21 protein-coding genes are annotated in these 24,574 nt (G+C 71.7%); 15 read left to right on the top strand and 6 right to left on the bottom strand.

What is annotated here, in order from left to right:
• Nucleotides 1–100 precede the first annotated feature (100 nt).
• Complete coding sequence (locus tag V2J85_RS17530) at nt 101–970, bottom strand: L,D-transpeptidase family protein (RefSeq protein ID WP_261956042.1); 870 nt, start codon at nt 968–970, stop codon at nt 101–103.
• 171 nt (nt 971–1,141) lie between these two features.
• Here V2J85_RS17530 and V2J85_RS17525 point away from each other — a divergent pair, with 171 nt between their 5' ends.
• Complete coding sequence (locus V2J85_RS17525) at nt 1,142–2,740, top strand: acyl-CoA mutase large subunit family protein (protein ID WP_330822117.1); 1,599 nt, start codon at nt 1,142–1,144, stop codon at nt 2,738–2,740.
• 133 nt (nt 2,741–2,873) lie between these two features.
• Nucleotides 2,874–3,086, top strand: a complete 213-nt coding sequence (locus tag V2J85_RS17520) for a hypothetical protein (RefSeq protein WP_030416522.1) — start codon at nt 2,874–2,876, stop codon at nt 3,084–3,086.
• A 160-nt stretch (nt 3,087–3,246) separates the two neighbouring features.
• Here the strand turns inward: V2J85_RS17520 and V2J85_RS17515 are convergent, their stop codons facing one another.
• The gene (locus V2J85_RS17515; RefSeq protein WP_330822116.1) at nt 3,247–3,948 is read right to left on the bottom strand and encodes a FadR/GntR family transcriptional regulator; all 702 of its coding nucleotides are present in this window, start codon (nt 3,946–3,948) and stop codon (nt 3,247–3,249) included.
• Nucleotides 3,949–4,080: 132 nt separating this feature from the next.
• Here V2J85_RS17515 and V2J85_RS17510 point away from each other — a divergent pair, with 132 nt between their 5' ends.
• Nucleotides 4,081–4,611 (top strand): gluconokinase, encoded by a 531-nt coding sequence (locus V2J85_RS17510; RefSeq protein WP_261956039.1) that lies wholly within the window; start codon nt 4,081–4,083, stop codon nt 4,609–4,611.
• Nucleotides 4,612–4,647: 36 nt separating this feature from the next.
• Nucleotides 4,648–6,045, top strand: coding sequence for a GntT/GntP/DsdX family permease (locus V2J85_RS17505; protein ID WP_261956038.1), 1,398 nt, complete (start codon nt 4,648–4,650; stop codon nt 6,043–6,045).
• A 136-nt stretch (nt 6,046–6,181) separates the two neighbouring features.
• On the opposite strand, the gene V2J85_RS17500 is transcribed toward V2J85_RS17505, so the two are convergent.
• The gene (locus V2J85_RS17500; protein ID WP_330822115.1) at nt 6,182–7,735 is read right to left on the bottom strand and encodes an FAD-dependent monooxygenase; all 1,554 of its coding nucleotides are present in this window, start codon (nt 7,733–7,735) and stop codon (nt 6,182–6,184) included.
• A 62-nt stretch (nt 7,736–7,797) separates the two neighbouring features.
• Here V2J85_RS17500 and V2J85_RS17495 point away from each other — a divergent pair, with 62 nt between their 5' ends.
• Entirely contained in the window at nt 7,798–8,481 is a 684-nt protein-coding gene (locus V2J85_RS17495) for a TetR/AcrR family transcriptional regulator C-terminal domain-containing protein (protein ID WP_261956036.1), read from the top strand.
• Here V2J85_RS17495 and V2J85_RS17490 read toward each other — a convergent pair whose 3' ends face one another.
• From V2J85_RS17490 to V2J85_RS17480, 3 genes are read right to left on the bottom strand one after another with little or no spacing between them, the layout of a single operon-like run.
• Complete coding sequence (locus V2J85_RS17490) at nt 8,482–9,642, bottom strand: acyltransferase family protein (RefSeq protein ID WP_261956035.1); 1,161 nt, start codon at nt 9,640–9,642, stop codon at nt 8,482–8,484.
• Nucleotides 9,639–10,994 (bottom strand): alpha-2,8-polysialyltransferase family protein, encoded by a 1,356-nt coding sequence (locus V2J85_RS17485; RefSeq protein ID WP_330822114.1) that lies wholly within the window; start codon nt 10,992–10,994, stop codon nt 9,639–9,641. The genes V2J85_RS17490 and V2J85_RS17485 overlap by 4 nt, the downstream gene beginning before the upstream one ends.
• Complete coding sequence (locus V2J85_RS17480; RefSeq protein WP_261956033.1) at nt 10,994–11,971, bottom strand: glycosyltransferase family 2 protein; 978 nt, start codon at nt 11,969–11,971, stop codon at nt 10,994–10,996. The genes V2J85_RS17485 and V2J85_RS17480 overlap by 1 nt, the downstream gene beginning before the upstream one ends.
• 223 nt (nt 11,972–12,194) lie before the next feature.
• Between V2J85_RS17480 and V2J85_RS17475 the strand changes: the two genes are divergently transcribed.
• From V2J85_RS17475 to V2J85_RS17430, 10 genes are all read left to right on the top strand, one after another.
• Complete coding sequence (locus tag V2J85_RS17475; protein WP_330822209.1) at nt 12,195–13,478, top strand: DUF6716 putative glycosyltransferase; 1,284 nt, start codon at nt 12,195–12,197, stop codon at nt 13,476–13,478.
• 38 nt (nt 13,479–13,516) lie between these two features.
• Nucleotides 13,517–14,719 carry an acylneuraminate cytidylyltransferase gene (locus tag V2J85_RS17470; protein WP_261956032.1) on the top strand — a complete coding sequence of 401 codons (1,203 nt, stop codon included), beginning with the start codon at nt 13,517–13,519 and terminating at the stop codon, nt 14,717–14,719.
• Between the two features lie 85 nt (nt 14,720–14,804).
• The gene (locus V2J85_RS17465; RefSeq protein ID WP_261956031.1) at nt 14,805–15,737 is read left to right on the top strand and encodes an N-acetylneuraminate synthase family protein; all 933 of its coding nucleotides are present in this window, start codon (nt 14,805–14,807) and stop codon (nt 15,735–15,737) included.
• A gap of 29 nt (nt 15,738–15,766) precedes the next feature.
• Nucleotides 15,767–17,083 carry a hypothetical protein gene (locus V2J85_RS17460; RefSeq protein ID WP_419836796.1) on the top strand — a complete coding sequence of 439 codons (1,317 nt, stop codon included), beginning with the start codon at nt 15,767–15,769 and terminating at the stop codon, nt 17,081–17,083.
• 173 nt (nt 17,084–17,256) lie between these two features.
• Nucleotides 17,257–18,507, top strand: coding sequence for an amidohydrolase (locus V2J85_RS17455; protein ID WP_261956030.1), 1,251 nt, complete (start codon nt 17,257–17,259; stop codon nt 18,505–18,507).
• A gap of 321 nt (nt 18,508–18,828) precedes the next feature.
• Nucleotides 18,829–19,866, top strand: coding sequence for a BMP family lipoprotein (locus V2J85_RS17450; protein ID WP_261956029.1), 1,038 nt, complete (start codon nt 18,829–18,831; stop codon nt 19,864–19,866).
• A 178-nt stretch (nt 19,867–20,044) separates the two neighbouring features.
• Nucleotides 20,045–21,673 (top strand): ABC transporter ATP-binding protein, encoded by a 1,629-nt coding sequence (locus V2J85_RS17445; protein WP_330822207.1) that lies wholly within the window; start codon nt 20,045–20,047, stop codon nt 21,671–21,673.
• A complete protein-coding gene (locus tag V2J85_RS17440; protein ID WP_261956028.1) occupies nt 21,670–22,776 on the top strand; it encodes an ABC transporter permease in 1,107 nt (368 codons plus the stop codon). Before V2J85_RS17445 ends, V2J85_RS17440 begins: the two co-directional genes overlap by 4 nt.
• Complete coding sequence (locus V2J85_RS17435; RefSeq protein ID WP_261956027.1) at nt 22,773–24,062, top strand: ABC transporter permease; 1,290 nt, start codon at nt 22,773–22,775, stop codon at nt 24,060–24,062. Before V2J85_RS17440 ends, V2J85_RS17435 begins: the two co-directional genes overlap by 4 nt.
• Nucleotides 24,059–24,454 carry a cytidine deaminase gene (locus V2J85_RS17430; protein ID WP_261956026.1) on the top strand — a complete coding sequence of 132 codons (396 nt, stop codon included), beginning with the start codon at nt 24,059–24,061 and terminating at the stop codon, nt 24,452–24,454. Before V2J85_RS17435 ends, V2J85_RS17430 begins: the two co-directional genes overlap by 4 nt.
• The last annotated feature ends 120 nt before the right edge of the window (nt 24,455–24,574 follow it).

Below are 24,574 nucleotides of genomic sequence, written 5' to 3'. Positions count from 1 at the left end.
GGGGTTCCCCCCGTACCCACGGCTCAGCGCATTTGGCGCGGGCGGGGCACGTTCCCCCGGCCCTGCCCGCGCCCTTCTCCTTCTCCTCGGTGATCCACCCCTAGTGGTAGACGACCACCTTGGTCCCCTTGTGCACCGCGGCGAACAGCGCCGCGACCTTGTCCTTGTCCCGGACGTTGACGCAGCCGTGCGAGGCGCCGCGGTAGCCGCGGGCCGCGAAGTCGGCGGAATAGTGGACCGCCTGGCCCCCGCTGAAGAACATCGCGTACGGCATGGCCGTGTGATACAGCGTCGAGACGTGGCGCCGGCTCTTGAAGGCGATGGCGAAGGTGCCTTCCCGGGTCGGGGTGTACTGCGAGCCGAACCGCACGTCCATCGCGGACACCACCCGCCCGTCGACCACCCAGGCCAGGGTGTTGCTCCGCTTGCTGATGCAGATCACCCGGCCCCGCATGCAGCGCGCATCCGGGACGCCGACCGGCCTGGTCGTCGGCGGATAGAGCTCCGTGCGCGACGGCTCGCGGGTCCGGGCCCGCAGCGCACGCCAGGCCGCGGGCTGCACCGTGCCCGTACGCGGCAGCCGCTGCTGCTTCTGGAACGTGGCGACCGCGGCGGCGGTGACCGAGGCGTAGTAGCCCGTCGGGGCGCGGTCGAACAGACCCAGCTGGGTCAATCGCGCCTGGAGTTCACGGACCTGCGCACCGCGTGCGCCCACCGCCATCACCGCGCGCGGGGCCCGCGGCGCCGGATGCCCCGTGCGGTGCGGGCGGGCCGGGGCGGTGTGCCGGGCGGGCGCGGGATGCGCGGTCAGCGGTGGGGGAGCGGGCGTGGTCGGGGCGTAGCGGACGCCCTTGCTGTCCGGCGCGCCGGTCCTCGTCACCGTCACCGGCCGGCAGCCCACCGCGAGCGCGGCCACCACCAGCACCGCGGCCGCCACCGGCGCCGTACGTCTTCCGCTGCTCCGCCTCATGCGCTACCCCCGGATCTGGGCGGCCCGACCGGCCAGTGGAGATGCTTCCCAGCGGTGCGGCGTGGCGAACCTGCGGGCATGCTGTGAGCAAGGCGTAAAACCGTGACGACGGTGCACCGACCGTCGGAAAAGGACCACCGGATCGGGTCACCCAGGCGGAGGCGTACTTCCATGGCGCAGGAACCGGGCAGTGTGCGGCACAACGAGAGCGGGCTGCCCGTCGAGCCGGTGTACGGGCCGGAGGCGCTGGCCGGCTGGGACCCGGAACGCCGCCTCGGCGCGCCCGGCAGCTACCCCTACACCCGCGGCATCCACCCGACGATGTACGCCGGACGGCCCTGGACGATGCGCCAGTACGCCGGCTTCGGCACCGCCCGGGAGTCCAACGCCCGCTACCGCCGGCTGATCGCCCACGGCACCACCGGCCTGTCGGTCGCCTTCGACCTGCCGACCCAGATGGGCCACGACTCCGACACCCCGATCGCCTCCGGCGAGGTCGGCAAGGTCGGGGTGGCCATCGACTCCGTCGAGGACATGCGGGTGCTGTTCGGCGGCATCCCGCTGGACAAGGTGTCCACGTCCATGACGATCAACGCCCCCGCGGCGCTGCTGCTGCTCCTCTATCAACTGGTCGGCGAGGAAGAAGGGGTGCCGCCCGGCCACCTCACCGGCACGGTCCAGAACGACATCCTGAAGGAGTACATCGCCCGCGGCACCTACATCTTCCCGCCGGCGCCCTCGCTGCGGCTGGTCTCGGACGTCTTCCAGTACTGCCGGACCGAGATCCCCCGCTGGAACACCATCTCGATCTCCGGCTACCACATGGCCGAGGCCGGTGCCTCCCCCGCGCAGGAGATCGCCTTCACCCTCGCCAACGGCATCGAGTACGTCCGGACCGCCCTCGCCGCCGGCATGGACGTCGACGACTTCGCCCCCCGGCTGTCCTTCTTCTTCGTCTCCCGCACCACCCTCCTCGAAGAGGTCGCCAAATTCCGTGCCGCACGGCGCATCTGGGCCCGCGTCATGCGCGAGGAATTCGGCGCCCGGAATCCCAAATCCCTCATGCTGCGCTTCCACACCCAGACGGCCGGCGTGCAACTCACCGCCCAGCAGCCGGAGGTGAACCTCGCCCGGGTCACCGTCCAGGCCCTGGCTGCGGTGCTCGGCGGCACCCAGTCGCTGCACACCAACTCCTTCGACGAGGCGATCGCCCTGCCGACCGACAAGGCGGCCCGGCTCGCCCTCCGCACCCAGCAGGTGCTGGCCCACGAGACCGATGTGACCGCCACCGTCGACCCGTTCGCCGGCTCCTACGCGGTCGAGTCGATGACCGACGACGTGGAGGAGGCCGCCCTCGCTCTGATGCGGCGGGTCGAGGAGATGGGCGGTGCGGTCGCCGCCATCGAACACGGCTTCCAGAAGGAAGAGATCGAGCGCAACGCGTACCGCATCGCCCAGGAGACGGACTCCGGCGAGCGGATCGTCGTCGGCGTCAACCGCTTCCTCCTCGACGAGGAGGAACCGTACGAGCCGCTGCGCGTCGACCCCGCGATCGAGACCCAGCAGGTCGAACGCCTCGCCCTGCTGCGGTCCCGCCGCGACGCCCGCGCCGTGACCGCCGCGCTCGACGCCCTCCGCAAGACCGCGGAGTCCCCGGACAACGTCCTCCCCTCGATGCGGGACGCGCTCCGCGCGCGGGCGACGGTGGGCGAGGTGTGCGATGCGCTTCGGGGTGTCTGGGGCACGTATGTCCCTCCGGACGGGGTGTGACCCACATACCTGTCTGTCCCGCCGTGGTGGTTTCTCGCCGTTGCGCCTGCGGCGGGCTGGGTGGTTTGTGGGTGCGGTGACGGGCCGGTGGGGGTGGTCCGTCGCCGGCAAGGGCGCGGGGAACAATGGGCGCATGTCCAGTCCGCGTCGTGCGTGCCCCGTGTGTACTCGAGAGATCGCCGTTGTCGGCGGCCGCTTCGCGCGGCATGACCCGCCGGGGCGGCGGACGGGGCTGGAGCTGATCTCCTGTCCGGGGTCGCGGCGGATCGCCCCGTTGATGGCGCCTGCCGAGCGGCTCTTCGACCCCGAGGAGCCACCCTTCCCCGGCCAGCAGCCGCTGTTCTGACGTGCGCCCCCACCGGTCTTTTCCTCACCCCCAACGGGAGGGGCCGGACCGGAGGACGAAGTCTGGAGGGCCGGCACCGCACCCGACAACCATCCAGCCCGCCGCAGGCGCCACGGCGAACAACATCCGCGGCGGGACGGCTAGGTACGTGGGGGCCCAACTACGGCGCCAGGACGTCCAGTTCGGCCATCGCCCCGGTCGTGATCTCGCGGGTCAGCCGCTCCGCGGCGCCCGCGTCGCCGGTGCGGACCGCCTCCGCGACCTGGACGTGGAGGGTGACCGCGGCCGGGTCGGGGTCGGTGAACATGACGTGGTGGTGGGTGCGGCCGGTCAGGACGGCCGCGACGACGTCCGCGAGGCGGGCGAACATCTCGTTGCCGGAGGCGGTGAGGATCACGCGGTGGAAGGCCACGTCGTGGACCAGGTACGCGTCGAGTTGCTGGCCGCGCGAGGTGGCGACCATGCCCATTGCGTGCTCGGTGAGTTCGGCGCACTGCGCGGGGGTGGCGTGCTCGGCGGCGAGCCCCGCGGCGATCGGCTCGACGGCCGAGCGCAGAACGGTCAGTGAGCGCAGCTGGCGGGGGCGGTCCCGGCCGGTCAGGCGCCAGCCGATGACCCGCGGGTCGTAGACGTTCCACTCCTCGGTGGGGCGGACGGTCACCCCCACCCGGCGCCGAGAGGCGACCAGCTGCATGGATTCCAGGACCCGGACCGCCTCGCGGATGACCGTGCGCGAGACGTCGAAGCGCTGCGCCAGTTCGTCGGTGCGCAGGACCGTGCCCGGAGGGTGGTCGCCCGCGGTGATCTCGGGCCCGAGGGCCTCCAGCACGCGGCCGTGCAGGCCCTTCCCCTCGTTCTCCATGGAGTAAGGGTACGTTCCCGCACCCCGGCCAATTAAGTATGACGTTTGCATCACAGACTCTTGAATACGTCGTACCTAATGGGTTTCAGTGGGGGACGCACGGGGTCAAGGAAGACAGCGAGGTAACCCGGGATGAGCACTCCCGACGCCGCCCCTGACGTCATCGTCGTGATGGGCGTGGCCGGCACCGGCAAGACCACCATCGGCCCGCTGGTGGCCGCCGAACTGGGCGTCCCGTACGCCGAGGGCGACGACTTCCATCCCCCGGCCAACATCGCCAAGATGACGGCCGGCGTCCCGCTTGACGACGCCGACCGCGGCCCCTGGCTGGATGCGATCGGTGCCTGGGCGCACGACCGGGCCGGGCACGGCGGGGTGGTCAGCAGCTCCGCGCTGAAGCGGGCCTACCGCGACCGGCTGCGGGCCGCCGCCCCCGGCCTCGTCTTCCTGCATCTGACCGGTGACCGCGCGCTGATCGAGGCGCGGATGGCCGAGCGCAAGGGCCACTTCATGCCGACCGCGCTGCTCGACTCGCAGTTCGCCACGCTCGAACCCCTCGGGCCGGACGAGGCGGGCGTGGCGGTCGACGTCTCCGGAACCCCGCAGCAGATCGCCGGGCGGGCGGTGGCCGCACTGCGCGCGCTGGCCGCATCCGCCGGGTAACCCCCTCCCCCCTCCCGTCCAACCAAGGGAAGCGCCGTGACCCATCTCAGCGTCGAGATGCTCGCAGCGGACGCGACCGTGCCGATCACCTCGGCCGGTCACGCGCAGCTGGGCATCGCCGTCCTGGCCGGCATCGCCGTCATCGTCCTGCTCATCACCAAGTTCAAGCTGCACGCCTTCCTGTCGCTGATCATCGGTTCGCTGGTGCTCGGCGCGGTGGCCGGGGCGCCGCTCGACAAGGTCATCGCCAGCTTCTCGACGGGGCTGGGGACGACCGTCGCGGGGACCGGGGTGCTGATCGCGCTGGGTGCGATCCTCGGCCGGCTGCTCGCGGACTCCGGTGGCGCGGACCAGATCGTCGACACGATCCTGGCGCGGTCGAGCCGGCGGGCGATGCCCTGGGCGATGGTGCTGATCGCCGGGATCGTCGGGCTGCCCATCTTCTTCGAGGTCGGCATCGTGCTGCTGATCCCGGTGGTCCTGCTGGTCGCCAAGCGGGGCAACTTCTCGCTGATGCGGATCGGGATCCCGGCGCTGGCCGGACTGTCCGTCATGCACGGGCTGATCCCGCCGCACCCCGGCCCGCTGGTGGCGATCGACGCGGTCGGCGCGAACCTCGGCATCACCCTGGCGCTCGGCGTGGTCGTCGCCGTGCCGACCGCGATCATCGCGGGCCCGCTGTTCTCCCGTTACGCGGCCCGCTGGGTGGACATCCGCCCGCCGGAGAAGATGATGCCCCAGCGGGCCTCGGATGACCTGGAGAAGCGGCCCGGGTTCGCGATCACCGTGGCCACCGTGCTGCTGCCGGTCGTGATGATGCTGGCCAAGGCGCTGGTGGACGTCGTCGTCGACGATCCCCAGGCCGGTGTGCAGCGGGTCTTCGACGTGGTCGGGTCGCCGCTGATCGCGCTGCTGACCGCGGTGATCGTCGCGATGTTCACGCTCGGCCGGGCGGCCGGTTTCGGCCGCGGGCAGACCGCGGCCACGGTGGAGCGGTCGCTCGGCCCGATCGCCGGCGTGGTGCTGATCGTCGGCGCGGGCGGCGGCTTCAAGCAGACGCTGGTGGACTGCGGCGTGGGCCAGATGATCATGGACGTCTCCAAGGGCTGGCACCTGTCGGCGCTGCTGCTGGCCTGGCTGATCGCGGTTGCCATCCGGCTCGCGACCGGCTCGGCGACGGTGGCCACCATCTCGGCCGCCGGTCTGGTGGCCCCGCTCGCCGCGGACATGAGCACCACTCATGTGGCGCTGCTGGTGCTGGCGATCGGCTCCGGCTCGCTGTTCTTCAGCCATGTCAACGACGCCGGCTTCTGGCTGGTCAAGGAGTACTTCGGGATGAGCGTCGGCCAGACGCTGAAGACCTGGTCGGTGATGGAGACGCTGATCTCGGTGGTCGGCATCGGGTGCGTGCTGCTGCTCTCCCTGGTCGTGTAGCCCCTGTTCGTGGACCTTTCGGGCGGACCCCCGCCGCCCCGGGCGCCTCAACCCCCCTCAAGGCGCCCGTTCCCGGCGCGAGGCCGTACGAGCGGAATTCCCGCCCGTACGGCCTCGCGCGCTTCTTGAGCCCGGGTCAGGCGGCCGGCTGCGGGGCGGGCGCGCCCGTGTACGCGGCCAGGGTGTCGGCCACCGCGGTGGTGGCGCCGGCGGCCGGGGCGGCGAGGGCGAGGTAGCCGTCCGGGCGGACGAGGAGGACGCCGGGGCCGTCCCCGTAGGCGGCGCGGAGGTGGCCGTCGGTGTCGATCAGGTCGGGGTCCGGGCCGCCGGCCCGGATGATCCGCAGCAGGGCCGGGTCGGCGGGCAGCGCGGCGGCGTCGAGGTCGGTGTCGCCGAGGGCGAGCAGGGTGAAGTGCGGGCCCCGGTAGACGTCGAAGAGTCGGACGGCCTTGCCGTCGGGGGTGTGGCAGGGGGCGTCGGGCGCCCGGTCGCCGGCCCGCAGCGCGCCCTCGGGCAGGCCGGTCCGCAGCTCCCGGGTCAGCGGGCTCTCCGGGTAGCCGATGTCGAGTTGGTGCAGGTCGCGGCCGCGGCGCAGCGTGCGCGAGCGGTGCAGCCGGGTGCTGGTGTCGAGGATGCGCTCGGCTATCGGGCGGCGCTCGGCCTCGTAGCTGTCGAGCAGGGTATCGGGTGCGCCGTGCCGCAGCACCAGGCCGAGCTTCCAGCCGAGGTTGTAGCCGTCCTGGACGCTGGTGTTGAGGCCCTGGCCGCCGGCCGGGGAGTGGATGTGCGCGGCGTCGCCGGCGAGGAAGACCCGGCCGGTGCGGAAGGTGTCGGCCAGGCCCACCTTGGGCCGGAAGACGGAGGTCCAGACGACGTCGGTGACCTGCTCGGCGGTGAGGTGGGTGTGTGCCGCGATCGCCGCGCGGACCGCCTCGGGTGAGGGGTCCGGGGCCTCGCTGAAGGCCGCGATCATGCTCTGGAAGAGGTCGGTGCCGGCCAGCGGCAGCAGGGCGATGAAACCGCCCTGCGGCAGTTCCCAGCGGTGCCAGTGGTCGCGGTCGAGACCGCTGATCCGGACGTCCGCGAGCAGCGCGGCACCGGGCTCCAGCTCCAGCCGTCCCGGCCCGCTCATCCCGGTGCCGAGCGCCCGCCGGACCGTGCTGCGCCCGCCGTCGGCGGCGACCAGATAGGCGGCGCGCACGGTGTGCGGCGTGCCGTCGGCGGTGCACAGACGGGCCGTCACACCGTCCGCGTCCTGGGTGAAATCGGTGAGTTCGGTGGCGAGGAGGACGCTGCCGCCGAGCTCGGTCAGCCGTTCGTGGAGCACCTCCACGTTGCGGAACTGCGGCACCATCATCGCGTTCGAGTGCGGTGCGGCGGGCGTCGGATCGACCCGCTCGATCATCACCTCGGTGCCGGTGATCCGGCCGTCCTCCCAGCGGGCCGTGACCGGGTAGTCGCCGCCGACCGCGCGGATCGCGTCCAGCACCCCGAGGTCCTCGTAGACCTCCTGGGTGCGCGGCTGCAGGCCGGTGCCGCGGGCGCCGGGGGAGAGGCGGTCCTGGCGCTCGACGATCAGGGCGCGCACACCGCGACGGGCGAGGTCGATGCCGAGCGCGAGGCCGGTCGGGCCCGCGCCGGCGATCAGTACGTCCACGGCCGTGGGAAGGGTGTCCGGCTGACCGCTCATGCCCTTAACGCTGTTAAGTTCCATGGTTCCGAGGATGGCCTTAACGGTGTTAAGTTGTCAACATGGTTTCGCGCATCGACCGGAAACAAGTGGTCATCACCGCCCTGCGGTTGCTGAACGAGGTCGGCCTGGACGGCCTGAGCCTGCGCCGGATCGCCACGGAGCTGGACGTCAAGGCCCCGGCGCTCTACTGGCACTTCAAGAACAAGCAGGAACTGCTCGACGAGATGGCCACCGAGATCTTCCGGCGGATGGCCGCTCCGCTCACCGGCCAGGGGCCGGACGGGTCGGTCTTCGAAGGGACCTGGCAGGAGCTGCTGCTCACCGCCTGCCGTGGCCTGCGCCAGGCACTGCTCGGCTACCGCGACGGGGGGAAGGTCTTCAGCGGGACGCGGATGACGGACACCAGCTACGCCGGGCCGCTCGACGGCTTCCTGCGCCGGCTCACCACGGCCGGCTTCACGACGGGCGAGGCGGCGCACGCATGGTGGACCGCGTACAACTTCACCATCGGGCTGGTGATAGAGGAGCAGTCGGTGTACCCGGAGCCCGGCCGGCCGGAGAACCGTGACCCGGCCTACGACCTGGACCAGCGCGAGGCGCACCTGGGGGAGCGCTATCCGCTCGCGGCACAGGCCGGCCGGGAGATGTTCGGCGACCTCGACCGCAGCTTCGAGGCCGGCCTGCGGATCATCCTCGCGGGCATCGAGGCGACGGCCGGCCCGGAGGCCCGGGCCGGCCGCTGATCAGCGCCGTGGATCCAGCGCCCGCTTCAGACGGGGCGTCAGCGGACGCTCCACGCAGCGGTACAGCACCCATGCCAGCAGCAGCATCAGCACGGTCGTCAGGACCAGCGTGACGGCGGACGGCAGACCGAGGCCGCGGTGCAGGGCACGCACCACGACCCAGCCCAGGTGCTCGTGGACCAGGTAGAAGGGGTAGGTGAGCGCGCCGGCGACGGTCAGCCAGCGCCAGTCCGCCCACCGCAGGGCGCCCAGGGCGACGGCTCCGACCAGGACGAAGCCGAGGGTGACGACGGCGATGATGCCGGCCGTCGAACGGTAGGAGAAGGCGTGCACCGACGGGGCGTGCCAGAGCCCGGCGACCGCGAAGTGCTGCCCGATGAGCCAGCTGACCAGGACGATCGCCCAGGCGACCGGGTCGCGGGGGCCGTAGCGGTGCAGCAGGTACAGCCCGATGCCGCCGATGAAGAACGGCGCGTACTCGGGCATCAGGACGACGTCCAGCAGCGGCTGGTGCGCGGCCTGGGCCAGCGCGGCGGCCAGCGTCCAGCCGGCGCAGAACAGGACCACCCGGCCGCGGGTGGCGCCCGGCAGGACCACGCAGAGCGCGAAGAGCGCGTAGAAACGCATCTCCGCCCAGAGGGTCCAGCACACGCCGAGGACGCGGTGCACGCCGAGCGGCTGCTGGAGCATGGTGAGGTTCGTCAGGACCTCGCTGGGCGCGAGCGCCTTGTAGGCGACGAAGGGGAGCGCGAACACCGCGGTGACCAGCAGGATCGCGGCCCAGTAGGCGGGATAGAGGCGGGAGATGCGGGAGGCGACGAAGGCCCGCAGGGTCCGGCCCCAGCCGGACAGGCAGATCACGAACCCGCTGATCACGAAGAAGATCTGGACGCCCAGGCAGCCGTAGGCGAACAGCGGCGCCAGGGTGGGGAATTGATGGGCCGGGGTGCCGCCCCAGGCCCCGGCTATCTCGCCGCCGCGCCCACCGTAGTGGTACGCGGCGACCATCAGGGCGGCCAGCAGCCGCAGCCCGTCGAGGGCGCGCAGCCGGGACGGTGCTCCGTCGCGGCTGCGCCGAGGTATCAGGCGCTGCGGGGCGGGGGTGACGAGGCCCGGCGCGACGGGTGGCGCGCCGGTCGCCAGCGGCGGGGTCGTCGTCATCCGAAGACGGCCCGCTTCTTCAGCCGCCGCTGCACCGCCCGGGCCCGGCGCGCGACCCGGCGGACCGTGGCGTTGCGCGGGATGAACGACAGCTGCGAGGGGATCGCGCCGGGCAGCGCCAGCGCGGTCAGCCGGCGGCGCTTGAAGTAGCGCCAGGTCCGCGCGTCGAGGTGGGCGGCGAGATAGCGCTCGGCGTCCGGCCGCAGACCGGGGTAGATCTGGTGCTGCATGGCATAGCCGACCGCGGCGACCAGCCCTTCGACGGACGCCGCGGTGGCGATCGTGCCCGGCCGTTCGCCGGTGTCCTCCAGGTCCGGGACCAGGGCGTCCACCAGCGTCACCGGGATGCGGTTGCTGTTCTGATAGGGCGTCAGCCGCTCCAGCAGCAGATCGGTCCCGGTACGGGCGACCGGCAGGCCGTAGAAGGTGGCCGCGGTCAGCAGCGCGGTGGAGAAGCAGCCGACGACCAGGGCGGGCCGCATCCGCTGGTAGAGGACCTCGGCCAGCACCGGGCTGTCCAGCACCGTCAGGGCCACGTCCAGCTTCTCCGCCTCCCGCTCCAGCAGCCGCGACCAGCGGGCCGGTGCGGACGGGTGCGGTTTGAAGACGATCTCGCGGTGCCCGCGCCCGGCGGCGCCGCGCACCATCCGCACGTGCAGCTCCTCCTCCTCTTCCGGGGTGAGGATGCCCAGCGCGGAGAGGTACTGCCCGAGGAGCAGCGCCCCGCCCTCCGGGACGTCCAACGGGCCGCTGGCGTCGGCGAGTTCGGACAGCACCTTGGTGAAGGCGTCGGTCGGGACCGTCTCCGCGGGCACGTCGAACTCGGTCAGCAGCAGCGGCGACAGGCCCGGCACCAGGTCCAGGTGCAGCAGCCGGCCGATCCGGGTGCCGACCAGCGGGTCGAGCTTGTTGCGGGTCGGGCCGTAGCTCATCAGCCCGTCCGCGTAGACCTCGACCGGTGCGTCCGGGAAGAGCTGGGCGATCGCCAGCGCCGGGTTGACCTGGATGGACTCCACGATCAGCTCGACCTGGTCGTCACCCAGGCCCCACAGCAGCCGCAGGTACCGCTCCCACAGCGGGACGTCGTCCGCGCGGGGGGACCAGCCGCCCGGGTGGAAGGGGCTGATCGTCTCGTTCCACGACAGCACCCGGTCGAAGCGGCCGCGCAGCCGCTCGAAGCCGGGCATGGTGTCCAGGGACGCGGTGGTCTCCGGGGTCGTGGCGTTGTTGCTGAGCAGCAGCAGCCGGCGGCCGGCCGGCGCGAACCGGTCGGCGTCCAGTGCCGCGGCGAGCGTCGCCGCGCCGTACAGCGTGGACGCCACGAAGATCTGGGTGCGGGCTCGGGTGGGCATCAGGCGGCCACCTCCGCGGGGACCGGGCGACGGCGCAGCCGGCGCAGTCGGGACGCACGCTGCACATCCATCGAATCCAGGGCTTCCTTCAGTACGTCCTGCGGCATGCGCTTCATGGCCGCGGCACTCATCGAACGCAATTTACGGGCCACCTGCGGTTCGAACCGTTCGATCGAACCGAGATGGTGGGAAATGATCGCGCAATAGGTCCGGACCGCTTTCGGAAGCAATCGGTCCGCATCGCGATCCTGTGCGGTTTCCTCGATCACCTGGTCGAATGCCCGGATGAAATCCAATTGCCGCACGTCGCCGATCTGGGTCAGCGACGAGGCCACCCCGCGCCGGTAGAAAACACCGAGCAGACCGACCACCGCCATGGACTTCGCCTCGCGGTGCAGCCGCCAGATCCACGGCCGGTCCTCGGCGGTGCGCAGACCGTCCTTGAAATGCAGCACCCCGTCGTCCAGCAGCCGGCGGTGGTACATCCCGGCCCAGGCGTACGCGTAGTCGACCGAGGTGGAGCGGTCCGCGGGCAGGATCACCTCGCGCGGATCCATCACCACGCCGCGTCGGCCGTGCGGGACGCGGTGCACGGTGCGCGCCCTGGCGGTGCACTGGACGTGGTCGGTGCGCACGAAGTCGCACCCCAACCCCTCGATGGCGCCGAGGAGTTCGGCGAAGTAGCCGGGCGCCAGCCAGTCGTCGCCGTCGAGGAAGGTGAGGTACTCCCCGCGTGCCTGGTCCAGGCCCGTATTGCGGGCGGTGGCCAGGCCGCCGTTCCGCTCGTGCCGCAGCAGTCTGGCGCCCGGCAGCTCGCGCTCGGCGCGCGCGAGGATCTCCGGGGTCTCGTCGCGCGAGCAGTCGTCGACGAGCAGGAATTCAAAGTCGTCGCGGGCATTGGCCGCGAGACTTTTCAGGGTGTCGGGCGCGTATGTCTGCACGTTGTAGAACGGCACGATGACGGAGAGCTTAACCACCCGGGTGACGTTAGGTGCCGGTCCGGCATTCGTCTTTACGCGATGTGGACACCGGGGTGAACGAAGAATGGCGGGATGGTTAACCGGGCCGGTTATCGGGCCGGTTCGCCATTCGTCGACCCGCTGTTAACCCTTTGTTGCGACCCAGTTGGCCCGACAAACGGAATGCCTTCCTAGCGTCTTCGACGTGCCATCACGTACCGCTTCCTCGCCGCGAGTCGCCGTGCTCGCCGACTCGGATACCCGATGGAAATGGGGCGCTTTGACAGCGTACCGAATCCAATCGGACATCCGGCTCGACGGGTATCTGCTCCGCGGCCGCGCCACTCCCACGGTCCGCCAGCTCGACGAGGTCGGGGCCCGGGCGGACGCGCTGCGCGAGATCCGGGGCGTCGACTTCGTGCGCACCATCGACCGCACCCGCTACGACGTGGTCGTGCTGGCCTGCGTCGGCGGCGCGGTCCAGGCGATGCTGCACGGCCTCGCCCGCACCTGGAACGGCAGCGCCCGTCGCCCCGTGGTCGTCACCGGCTACGTCGGAGTGGTCTACGAGAAGCTCGCCGACGGGCTGCTGCTGCGGCACGGCGCGGACGTCGTCCTCGCCAACTCCCGGCACGACGCCGACCGGTTCCGCGCCGTCTACCGCGGGGTCGGCGCCGACGACGGCAGCGTCGTCGAGTGCGCCCTGCCGTTCCTCGGCGGCGACCGCTACCCGGCCGAACGCGACCCCTACACCGTGGTGTTCGCCGCCCAGCCCTCCGTCCCGGAGAACCGCGCCGACCGGACGTACCTGCTGCGCCGGGCCGTGGAGCACGCCCGCAAGCACCCCGGCCGCGAGGTGCTGATCAAGCTCCGCAGCAAGCCCGGCGAACACACCACGCACATCGAGGAACTGCCCTACCAGAAGCTCGCCGCCAAGATCCCCGGCGGACTGCCCGCCAACTGCCGCCTGGTGTACGGCAACATGGGCGAGGTCCTGGACCGCACCGACCTGCTGGTGACGGTCAGCTCCACCGCCGCCCTGGAATCCCTGCACCGCGGCATCCCCACCGCCGTCCTCACCGACCTCGGCATCCGCGAGGTCCTCGGCAACCACCACTTCCTCGGCTCCGGCTGCCTGGCCTCCTGGGACGAACTGGACGCCGGCCACCGCCCGGAGCCCGACCCGGACTGGCTGGCCCGCCAGGGAGTCGCCGCCGAGGGCGCATACGAGAGTGCCTTCGACGCCGCCCGCGCCCGGGTCACCGAGCTCCGCGAGGCCGCGAGCCTGCCGCCGCTGCGCCCGTACTACACACCGCGCACCGCCCCCGGCTACCTGCCCGGCATCCTCGCCCGGCACGGCCTGGACCCGCAGGGCGCCCCGCTCCCCGGCCACACCGACGCCCCCGAGGAGACCGGCGGACTGCGCCGGATCGCCCGCGAGACGGTCCGCGAGGCCGCCCGCGGCGCCTACCGCCACGGCGTCCAGCGCGTCGCCCCCGCCATCCGCCGCTGGGGGCAGCTGTGACTGACTTCGCTGCCCCCGGCCCGACCAAGGAGCCCGCAATGCCACCCACCGTGGTTGCCGTCATCCCCGCCCGCGGCGGATCCAAGGGCGTGCCCGCCAAGAACCTCGCCGCCGTCGGGGGCGTGCCCCTGGTGGCCCGCGCGGTCCGCGAATGCCGCGCCGCCCGCCTGGTCACCGACGTCGTGGTCTCCACCGACGACGCCGGGATCGCGGCCGCCGCGCGCAGCGCCGGAGCCGTCGTCGTCCGGCGCCCCGGCGACATCGCGGGCGACACCGCCACCAGCGAGGCCGCCGTCCTGCACGCCATGGACGCGTACGAGGCCGAGCAGGGCACCACCGTCGACGCGGTGCTGCTGGTCCAGTGCACCAGCCCGTTCCTGGTCCGCGAGGACGTCGACGGGGTGGCCGCCGCGGTCGTCGAGGACGGCGCCGACAGCGCGCTGACCGTGGCACCCTTCCACGGCTTCGTCTGGCGCGACGCCGAGCCCGCGGTGGGCGGCGCGACCGCCACCGACGGCGGCCACGGCGTCAACCACGACAAGTCCTTCCGGCCGCGCCGCCAGGACCGCCCCCAGGACCTGCTGGAGACCGGCGCCGCCTACGCCATGGACGCGGCCGGCTTCCGCGCCAGCGGCCACCGCTTCTTCGGCCGCACCGAACTCGTCCGCACCGACCCGGCCCGGGTGCTGGAGGTCGACGACCCGCACGACCTCGCCCGCGCCCGCGCGCTGGCCCCGCTGCTGGACGCTCCGCGGCCCGGCGCCCTGCCGACCCGCGACGACATCGACGCCGTCGTCCTCGACTTCGACGGCACCCAGACCGACGACCGGGTGCTGATCGACGCCGACGGACGGGAGATCGTCGCGGTCCACCGCGGCGACGGCCTCGGCATCGCCGCCCTGCGCCGGGCCGAGCTGAAGCTGCTGATCCTCTCCACCGAGACCAACCCGGTCGTCGCCGCCCGGGCCCGCAAGCTGCGGGTGCCCGTCCTGCACGGCATCGACCGCAAGGACCTCGCCCTCAAGCAGTGGTGCGAGGAGGCCGGAGTCGCGCCCGAGCGCGTGCTCTACGTCGGCAACGACGTCAACGACCTCCCGTGCTTCGACCTCGTCGGCTGGCCGGTGGCGGTCGCCGGGGCGCACGACGTGGTGCGCGGCGCGGCCCGCGCCGTCACCGCCACGCCCGGAGGCAGCGGCGCGATCCGCGAGATCGCCGGCTGGCTGCTGGGCCCTTCCCTGTAACTCCCACCCGCCCGTCCCCGCGTAGCCCACCCCACCCCCTGAACCCCACCCCGCACACCCCTTATCCACACGAAGGAATCTCCCCATGAGCACCAACTCCCGCCTCCGCAAGCTCGGTGCCCGCGAGGCCGGCCCCGGCCGCCCCGTCTACGTCACCGGTGAGATCGGCATCAACCACAACGGCGACCTGGAGAACGCCTTCGCGCTGATCGACGCCGCCGCCGACGCCGGCTGTGACGCGGTGAAGTTCCAGAAGCGGACCCCGGAGGTCTGCACCCCGCGTGACCAGTGGGACATCGAGCGCGACACCCCCTGGGGCCGGATGACCTACATCGACTACCGCCACCGTGTGGAGTTCGACGAGGACGGCTACCGCGCCATCGACGAGTACTGCAAGAAGCGCGGCATCGCCTGGTTCGCCTCCCCGTGGGACGTGGAGTCCGTCGCCTTCCTGGAGAAGTTCGACGTGCCCTGCTACAAGGTCGCCTCCGCCTCCCTCACCGACGACGAGCTGCTGCGCGCCATGCGCGCCACCGGCCGCACCGTCATCCTCTCCACCGGCATGTCCACCCCCAAGCAGATCCGGCACGCCGTCGAGGTCCTGGGCAGCGACAACATCCTGCTCTGCCACGCCACCAGCACCTACCCGGCCAAGGCCGAGGAGCTCAACCTGCGGATGATCAACACCCTGCAGGAGGAGTACCCCAACGTCCCGATCGGCTACAGCGGCCACGAGACCGGTCTGCAGACCACCCTCGCCGCGGTCGCCCTCGGCGCCACCTTCATCGAGCGGCACATCACCCTCGACCGCGCCATGTGGGGCTCCGACCAGGCCGCCTCGGTCGAGCCCGGCGGCCTGTCCCGCCTCGTGCGCGACATCCGCACGATCGAGGAGTCCCTCGGTGACGGCGTCAAGAAGGTCTACGAGTCCGAGCTCGGCCCGATGAAGAAGCTGCGCCGGGTCGCCGGCGTGGTCGCCGAGACGGAGGCCGCCGAGGCCCAGCCCGCGGCAGTCTGACACCGGCCCACCAGCCGACGGGAGACAAGGTGAGCTCACCTGAAGGGACCCGCGCCGCGCCCTCCACGCCCGGCGCCGCGGTCCCGCCCCAGGAGACGGCGGGTACTCCCGCCCGTCGTCTCCTGGGGGTGCCGCGGCAGCGCCACCGCACCCGCACCGCACCCGGTGCCACCGCCCGCGCCGCCGCCCCCGGCACCGGCACCCTCGCCTTCGTCGAGAGCCCGGTGCAGCTGCTCAACGTCCTGGAATGGGCACACGCGGCATCCCTGGAGGCCACCGGACCGGAGACCGCCGGACCGGAGACCGCCGGACCGGACGCCGCCGCGCCGGAAGGCACCGCACCGGACGGCGGGGGTCCCGAGCGGCCGGCCACCGAGGTCACCATCGTCGTGCTCTCCCCGCACGACCCGATGACCCGCGGCCAGCTGCGCCGGATGGCCGAACTCGCCCGCGACGAAGGGCACACCGTGCGCTGGGAGGAGGCCCGCGGCGGCCCCACCGCGCCGCTGCGCACCATCGGCGGCCTCACCCCGCTGCTGCGCCGGGCCCGCCGGATCGTCATCGGCGACCCGTTCTCCCGCTACGTCCAGCTGCTGCTCGCCCTCACCGGCGCCCCCGACCTGGTCGTGGTCGACGACGGCACCGCCACCATGGAGTTCATCTCCCAACTCGCCCGCGGCGAACGGCTGGTGCGCTGGCACCGCAGCGGCGGCGGACGCGGCGCCCGGGACCTGGTCTTCGCCCCGTTCTCGGCCACCGCGCGCCGCCGGCTCACCCCGCGGCCCGAGGGCGGCCGGCGCACCGTCGGGGTGTTCAGCTCGATGCCCGTCGAGGCACCGCCCGGTGTGCGCCTCGCCAGGAACGACTTCGCCTGGACCCGGGCGCGGTTCGGCCCGCCCCGCGTGATGGGCGCCGCCGACATCGTCGGCACCTCGCTCGTGGAGACCGGGGTCGTCGACGCCGACCGCTATCTGGCGGCGGTCGGCACCCTGGCCCGTACGCACGGCGCCACCCGCTACTTCGCCCACCGCCGCGAGGGCACCGACAAGCTGCACCGCCTCGCCGGCGCGACCGGACTGGAGATCGTCCGCCCCGACCTGCCGCTCGAACTGATCGCCCGCCGCGGCCCGGTCGGCCGGCTGATCGTCAGCTTCCCGTCGACGGTCGTGCACACCCTGCCGCTCGCCCTGGCCGGTACGGAGGTCCGGGTCGCGGTCTGCGACATCGACCCGGAGTGGCTGACGGCCAACGCTTCACCGCGCGCACAGGGTTTCCTCGACGGGGTCACCGGGACCGCCCGCGACGTGCAGCGACTTCCGTTCGGGCAGCGGATGGCCACCGGTTGAGCGGAGCGCGGGCATGGCGAGGGCCGTGGCGGGAAGCCGTACTTCATACCCCTCCCATAAACCGTCCATGCGCCGAGCGGCCTAGATTTTCTTCCCCTAAGGGGCTGAACTTTTGTTGATCGAGGGACAGTTGCCCCATCGGTGGCCCTAATCTTCAACAGGTGAACCAACTGATGTCCCGCGATTCCGACGACGCCGACGCCCCCGCCGACACCGCCGCCGGGGCCCCGCTCCCCGGCACGCTGCCCGAGGCGCTCGGTGCCGAACTCATCGACTTCCGCCGCGACTTGCACCGCCACCCCGAGCTCGGAAACCAGGAGTTCCGTACCACCGCGGCGATCAAGGAGCGGCTGGAGCAGGCCGGACTGCGCCCCCGGGTGCTCGCCACCGGCACCGGCCTGATGTGCGACATCGGCACGGACACCGCGTACGGCGACGGAACCGCCCCGCTGCTCGCCCTCCGCGCGGACATCGACGCCCTCCCCATCCCGGACACCAAGACCGTGGACTACGCCTCCGCGGTCCCCGGCCGGGCGCACGCCTGCGGCCACGACGTGCACACCACCGTCGTGCTCGGCGCCGGGCTGGTGCTGGCCGCGCTGGCCCGCAACGGCGCGCTGCCCCGCCCGGTGCGGCTGATCTTCCAGCCCGCCGAGGAGGTGCTGCCGGGCGGCGCCGCGGACGCCATCGAGTCCGGGGTGCTGGACGGCGTCGGCCGGATCCTCGCCGTGCACTGCGACCCGCGCGTGGACGCCGGCAAGATCGGGCTGCGGACCGGCGCGATCACCTCGGCCTGCGACCGGCTGGAGGTCGAGCTGGACGGCCCCGGCGGGCACACCGCCCGCCCGCACCTGACCACCGACATGGTCACCGCCGCCGCCCGGGTCGCCCTCGACGTGCCGGCGCTGATCGCCCGCCGGGTCGATGCCCGGGCCGGGCTCGCCGTCACCTGGGGCCGGCTGTCGTCCGGGCACATCTGCAACGTGATCCCGCAGCGCGCCGAGCTGTCCGGCACGGTCCGGTGTCTTGATCTCGACGCCTGGCGCAAGGCCCCGGACATGGTGCACGCCGCCATCGACGAGGTCGCGACGCTGCACGGCGCCAAGTCGCAGATCAACTACGTGCGCGGGGTGCCGCCGGTGGTCAACGAGGCCGGCAGTGTGACGCTGCTCAAGGACGCGATGACCGCCCGGCGCGGCACCCACAGCGTGGAGGACACCGAGCAGTCCCTGGGCGGCGAGGACTTCTCCTGGTACCTGGAGGAGGTCCCCGGCGCCATGGCCCGCCTCGGCGTCCGCCGCCCCGGCGACCTCGGCCGGTACGACCTGCACCGCGGCGACTTCGACGTCGACGAGCAGGCGATCAAGGCCGGGGTTGAACTCTTCACCGCGGCGGCGCTGCTCTCCGCAGAACTTCTCCCCTAGGGGAACGCGGAGCCGGAGCTCGCGGGCAGCTCGCCCCCTGCGCGAGCGTCCGCGAGCTTCCAGGGCGCCGCGATTTCCGGCCACGCACCCGGCTGCCGGATCACCGCCGGAGCCGCCGGGGGCCGTCTCCCCGGCCGCCCGGCCGCCTCGGTGCGATCTTGAACGTCGCAACGGAGGCCGGGGCGCCCGCCGCATCGCGATCAAGGCCCTGAGAGACAAATCGATAACGTCCACACAGTGGAGGGTTTTCCGCCAGGTCTACGCGCGTTAATCTCCGACAAGCCAGCGCCGAAGGAGGCGCTACGAGTCGAAGGGGCCCTCGTGCACCGGGTATCCAAGATCGTTGCCGCGGGCATTGCCACCGCGGCCCTCACACTCTCCCTGAGCGCCTGTGGCGAGTCGTCCACCGAGTCCGGCGGCAAGGACAAGGGCGTCGGGCTCGCCTTCGACGTCGGCGGCCGGGACGACCACTCGTTCAACGAGGCGGCGGCTCGTGGCGTGGACAAGGCCGAGAAGGACTTCGGAGTGAAGTCCAAGATGATGACCGCCAAGAACGGCGAGACCGAGGCGGACCGCGAGCAGCGGCTGTCCTCGCTGGCCGAGGCGGGGTACAACCCCGTCATCGGCGTCGGCTTCAACTACGGCAAGTCCGTCAACAAGGTCGCCAAGCAGTTCCCGAAGACCACCTTCGGCGTCGTCGACTCCGCCTCCCAGGCCAAGAACGTCTACGGCATGGTCTTCGCCGAGAACGAGGCTTCCTACCTCGCCGGTGTCGCCGCCACGCTGAAGAGCAAGACCCACAAGGTCGGCTTCATCGGCGGTGTGAACAACGCGCTGATCCAGAAGTTCCAGGCCGGCTTCGAGCAGGGCGTCAAGGACACCGACCCCAAGACGAAGGTCACCTCCGAGTACCTCTACGCCAACGACGACAAGGGCTTCAACGACCCGGCCGCCGCGAAGGGCAAGGCCAAGGGCATGCTCGACGCCGGTATCGACGTGATCTACACCGCGGCCGGTCAGTCCGGCAACGGCTCGATCGAGACGGTGGCCGGCAAGAAGGGCACCTGGGCGATCGGCGTCGACTCCGACCAGTACCTCCAGCCGGGTCTGGCCCAGTACAAGAACTCGATCCTCACGTCGGTCATGAAGAACGTCGACGTGGCGGTGTACGACCTGGTCAAGAGCGTGCACGACAAGAAGCCGCTGACCGGCAACAAGAGCTACACGCTCAAGGACGACGGCGTGCGGCTGTCCACGTCGGGTGGCTTCATCAAGGACATCCAGGCCAAGATCGACGCGGCCAAGAAGAAGATCGCGTCGGGCCAGGTGAAGGTCAGCGAAACCCCCGCCAAGCAGTAGGGTCTCCCCAGCCCGGCGCGACGGCCACCCGCCGCCGCGCCGGGCCCTTCGCCGGATCGACCCGGCAGGTTTTCGGCTTTTTTCGGCGTCAACACTACGCGCGTAGCGCGGAGTTGGCGCGATATCTTCACCTCCCCGCTCCTTCGTACCACTCCCTGTCCCCCGAGGAGAGTGCGCCATCAAAGCGTCCAGCAGCCCCCAGGCAGACAGCGCCCCCGCCGCGGCACCAGCGGTGGAACTCCGCGGGATCACCAAGCGGTTCCCGGGAGTCGTCGCCAACCATGACATCGACATCACCATCCACCGCGGCACCGTGCACGCGCTGGTCGGCGAGAACGGCGCGGGCAAGTCCACGCTGATGAAGATCCTCTACGGCATGCAGAAGCCGGACGAGGGCACCATCCGCATCGACGGCGACCAGGTCAGCTTCCACAGCCCGGCCGACGCCATCGCCCGCGGCATCGGCATGGTGCACCAGCACTTCATGCTCGCCGACAATCTCACCGTCCTGGAGAACGTCGTTCTCGGCGGTGAGAAACTGCACGGCATCGGCGCCAAGGCCCGCGCCGAGATCCTCAAGATCTCCGACCGCTACGGCCTCGGCGTCCGCCCCGACGTCCTCGTCGAGGACCTCGGTGTCGCCGACCGCCAACGCGTGGAGATCCTCAAGGTCCTCTACCGCGGCGCCCGCACGCTCATCCTCGACGAGCCGACCGCGGTGCTGGTCCCGCAGGAGGTCGACGCGCTCTTCGACAACCTGCGCGAACTCAAGGCCGAGGGCCTGACCGTCATCTTCATCTCGCACAAGCTGGGCGAGGTGCTCTCGGTCGCCGACGACATCACCGTCATCCGGCGCGGCACCACCGTGGCCTCCGTCGTCCCCGGCGAGACCACGCCCAAGCAGCTCGCCGAGCTGATGGTCGGCAGCGAACTGCCCTCGCCGCAGACCCGCGAGTCCACCGTCACGGACGTGAAGATGCTGCAGGTCGAAGGGCTGCGGCTGACCACCGCCGACGCGGAAGGGGTGGAGCGCACCGTCCTGGAGGACGTATCGCTGACCATCCACAAGGGCGAGGTCCTGGGCATCGCGGGGGTGGAGGGCAACGGCCAGGCCGAACTGGTCGAGGCGATCATGGGGATGCGCGACCCCGACGGCGGCACCATCACGCTGGACGGCATCGACATCAGCCACCTGCCCACCCGCACGCGGCGGGAGGACGGGATCGGCTACATCCCCGAGGACCGCCACCGGCACGGCCTGCTGCTGGAGGCCCCCCTGTGGGAGAACCGCATCCTGGGCCACGTCACCCAGAAGCCCAATGCCAAGGGCCGGCTGCTCGACCTGAAGGCCGCCCGCGCGGACACCGAGCGGATCGTCGCCGAGTACGACGTCCGCACCCCCGGCATCGAGGTCACCGCGGCCTCGCTCTCCGGCGGCAACCAGCAGAAGCTGATCTTCGGCCGTGAGATGAGCCACCACCCCAAACTGCTGATCGCCGCGCACCCCACCCGGGGCGTGGACGTCGGCGCCCAGGCACAGATCTGGGACCAGATCCGTACCGCCCGCCACGAAGGTCTCGCCGTCCTGCTGATCTCCGCCGACCTGGACGAGCTGATCGGCCTGTCCGACGGCCTGCGGGTGATGTACCGCGGCCGGCTCGTCGCGGACGCGGACCCCGCCACCATCACCCCCGAGGAGCTGGGTTCGGCCATGACCGGCGCCGCCAGCGGCCATCTCACGCATTCCGACCACGACTCCGCCGCGGAGCAGGAGCCGCGCTCGTCCCAGGAGGGGGAGTCCGAGTGAAGAAGATCGACAAGAACAAGCTGATCCTGGGCATCGCGGCGCCCGTCCTGGCGATCGTCGCGGCACTGGCCATCACCTCGGTGATCATCCTGGCCACCGGCAAGGACCCGATCCACGCCTACCTGGTGATGGCCGACTTCGGTTCCAAGAGCGACAGCCAGGTCTGGATCATCAACAAGGCGGTCCCCTACTACCTGTCCGCGCTGGCCGTCGCCATCGGCTTCCGGATGAACCTCTTCAACATCGGCGTCGACGGCCAGTACCGCATCGCGGCGTTCTTCGCCGCGGTGGTCGGTGGTGCGCTGACCCTCCCCGGCTTCCTCCAGATCCCGATCATCATCATCGTCGCGATGCTGGTCGGCTCGGTCTGGGCAGGCATCGCGGGTCTGCTGAAGACCACCCGCGGCGTCAGCGAGGTGATCACCACGATCATGCTGAACGCCATCGCGGCCGCGGTCATCGGCTACTTCCTCCAGGACGGCCGGCTCGCGGTCAAGGACGGCAACCTCTTCCACACGCCGAACCTCCCGGCCTCCAGCCACTTCTTCACCATCCCCACCCAGCCCGCTCCGCTCGACGGCTTCCTCGTGATCGCCGTGGTCGTCGGCTTCGTGTACTGGTTCGTGCTCAACCGCACCCGCTTCGGCTTCGACCTCCGCACGGTCGGCCAGTCCGAGTCCGCGGCCGAGGCGGGCGGCGTCAGCGTCCAGCGGATGATCGTCACCTCCATGCTGCTGTCCGGCGCCGCGGCGGGCCTGATCGGCATGCCGACGCTGCTCGGGTCGTCGTACAACTACGGCACCGACTTCCCCATCGGCATCGGCTTCACCGGCATCGCCATCGCGCTGCTGGGCCGCAACCACCCGCTCGGGATGGCCGCCGCCGCGCTGCTGTGGGGCTTCCTCGAGCGCACCGGCACCCAGCTCGAATTCGAGGACTACCAGCAGGAGATCGTCGGCGTGATGCAGGGCGTCATCGTGCTGTGCGTCGTCGTCGCCTACGAACTCGTCCGGCGCTACGGCCTCAGACTCCAGCAGCGGCAGGTCGGCGCGGAGCTCGCCGCCCAGGCCCGTAAGACCGAGAAGGCGGAGGTGTCCTCGTGAGCACGAACCTCACGGCTCCGGTCGACCAGAGCCCCCACCACCACAAGCCCAAGGCCTCCCGGGCCAAGCTCAGCTACCCGAAGGTCCTGCTGATCATCTCGGGCAGCCTGATCCTGTTGTCCCTGCTGCGGGTGATCACCGGCGCCAACAACCTGACCGAATCCGGTCAGTACACCGCCGCGCTCAACGCCGCCGTGCCGATCGGCCTGGCCGGCCTCGGCGGTCTGTGGTCCGAGCGCTCCGGCGTCATCAACATCGGCCTCGAAGGCATGATGATGCTGGGCGCCTTCTCCGCGGGCGCGGTCGGCTGGCAGCACGGCCCCTGGGCCGCGGCGGCGGCCGGTGTCGTCGGCGGCGCGCTCGGCGGACTGCTGCACGCCGTCGTCACCGTCACCTTCGGCGTCGACCACATCATCTCCGGCGTCGCCATCAACATCATGGCGCTCGGCCTGACCCAGTTCCTCGCCAAGCTGTGGTTCGGCGCGGACGGCAGCGCGGCGGCGGCCGCCGGCGGCAACGACAAGCAGTCGCCACCGATGCCCGACATGCCGACGTTCACCGTCCCCGGTCTGTCCGACTGGCTCTCCTCCATCGAGCAGCACCACTGGTTCCTGGTCTCCGATGTGGCCGGCATCCTCGGCTCCCTGGTCACCAACGTCTCCTGGCTGACCCTGCTGACCGTCGTCGTCTTCGTGCTCAGCTTCTTCGTCCTGTGGCGTTCCGCCTTCGGCCTGCGGCTGCGCTCCTGCGGCGAGGGCCCGATCGCGGCCGAGTCGCTGGGCGTCAACGTCTACCGCTACAAGTACGCGGCGGTGGTCGTCTCCGGCGCGCTGGCCGGCCTCGGCGGCGCGTTCCTCGCGATCTACGTGCACATCTACCAGGACGGCCAGACCGGCGGCCGCGGCTACATCGGCCTCGCCACCATGATCTTCGGCAACTGGCGGCCGGGCGGCGTCGCCATGGGCGCCGGCCTGTTCGGCTTCATGGACGCGCTCCAGCTGCGCGGCGGCGGACCCACCGTCCACGCGCTGCTGCTCCTGCTCGCCGTGCTGCTGGTCGGCCTGGCGGTGTGGAAGCTGCGCGCCGGGCAGCGCCCCCAGGCCGTGATCAGCCTGGTCGTCGCCGTGCTGCTCGCCGTCTGGTACGCCACCACCGACACGGTCCCGCTGGAGATCGTCGGTGTCGCCCCGTACATCGCCACGCTGCTGGTGCTCTCGCTGGCTTCGCAACGACTGCGGCCACCGAAGGCCATCGGCAAGATCTACCGGAGAGGCCAAGGCAAGTGAGCACCACTCCCGACTGGGAGTCGCTGCGGGCGCAGGCCCGGGACGCGATGTCCCGGGCCTACGCCCCGTACTCCGGCTACCCCGTCGGGGCCGCCGCTCTCGTGGACGACGGCCGCACGGTCACCGGCTGCAATGTCGAGAACGCCTCCTACGGTCTCGGCCTGTGCGCCGAATGCGGCCTGATCTCCGCCCTGTTCGCCGGCGGCGGCGGCCGCCTGACCGCCTTTACGTGTGTGGACGGCGCGGGCGAGCTCCTCGTCCCGTGCGGCCGCTGCCGCCAACTGCTGTGGGAACACGGCGGCCCGGAACTGCTGGTGGACACCCCGGCCGGCATCCGCCCGCTGTCGGAGCTGCTGCCGGACGCGTTCGGGGCGGGGCATTTGGCGGGGTGAGGGGCTGGGCGGGGGCTGACGCGCTGAGGCATCCGACGCGCTGAGGGGCGGCAGCCCTTGTCGTACGGCCCTAGGGGTGCCATCGCCCCCTTAGGGCATGGCGCCCCCGCCACCCACCCC

Source organism: Streptomyces bugieae, from assembly GCF_036352915.1.
GTDB lineage: Bacteria > Actinomycetota > Actinomycetes > Streptomycetales > Streptomycetaceae > Streptomyces > Streptomyces endophytica.
This window is presented reverse-complemented; position numbering and strand designations above follow the sequence as displayed.

What these genes read in the sequence shown, in the direction of transcription:
- V2J85_RS17530 (WP_261956042.1), bottom strand. Translation starts at nt 970, where the DNA reads ATGAGGCGGAGCAGCGGAAGACGTACGGCGCCGGTGGCGGCCGCGGTG.
- V2J85_RS17525 (WP_330822117.1), top strand. Translation starts at nt 1,142, where the DNA reads ATGGCGCAGGAACCGGGCAGTGTGCGGCACAACGAGAGCGGGCTGCCC.
- V2J85_RS17520 (WP_030416522.1), top strand. Translation starts at nt 2,874, where the DNA reads ATGTCCAGTCCGCGTCGTGCGTGCCCCGTGTGTACTCGAGAGATCGCC.
- V2J85_RS17515 (WP_330822116.1), bottom strand. Translation starts at nt 3,948, where the DNA reads ATGGAGAACGAGGGGAAGGGCCTGCACGGCCGCGTGCTGGAGGCCCTC.
- V2J85_RS17510 (WP_261956039.1), top strand. Translation starts at nt 4,081, where the DNA reads ATGAGCACTCCCGACGCCGCCCCTGACGTCATCGTCGTGATGGGCGTG.
- V2J85_RS17500 (WP_330822115.1), bottom strand. Translation starts at nt 7,735, where the DNA reads ATGAGCGGTCAGCCGGACACCCTTCCCACGGCCGTGGACGTACTGATC.
- V2J85_RS17495 (WP_261956036.1), top strand. Translation starts at nt 7,798, where the DNA reads ATGGTTTCGCGCATCGACCGGAAACAAGTGGTCATCACCGCCCTGCGG.
- V2J85_RS17490 (WP_261956035.1), bottom strand. Translation starts at nt 9,642, where the DNA reads ATGACGACGACCCCGCCGCTGGCGACCGGCGCGCCACCCGTCGCGCCG.
- V2J85_RS17485 (WP_330822114.1), bottom strand. Translation starts at nt 10,994, where the DNA reads ATGCCCACCCGAGCCCGCACCCAGATCTTCGTGGCGTCCACGCTGTAC.
- V2J85_RS17470 (WP_261956032.1), top strand. Translation starts at nt 13,517, where the DNA reads ATGCCACCCACCGTGGTTGCCGTCATCCCCGCCCGCGGCGGATCCAAG.
- V2J85_RS17465 (WP_261956031.1), top strand. Translation starts at nt 14,805, where the DNA reads ATGAGCACCAACTCCCGCCTCCGCAAGCTCGGTGCCCGCGAGGCCGGC.
- V2J85_RS17455 (WP_261956030.1), top strand. Translation starts at nt 17,257, where the DNA reads ATGTCCCGCGATTCCGACGACGCCGACGCCCCCGCCGACACCGCCGCC.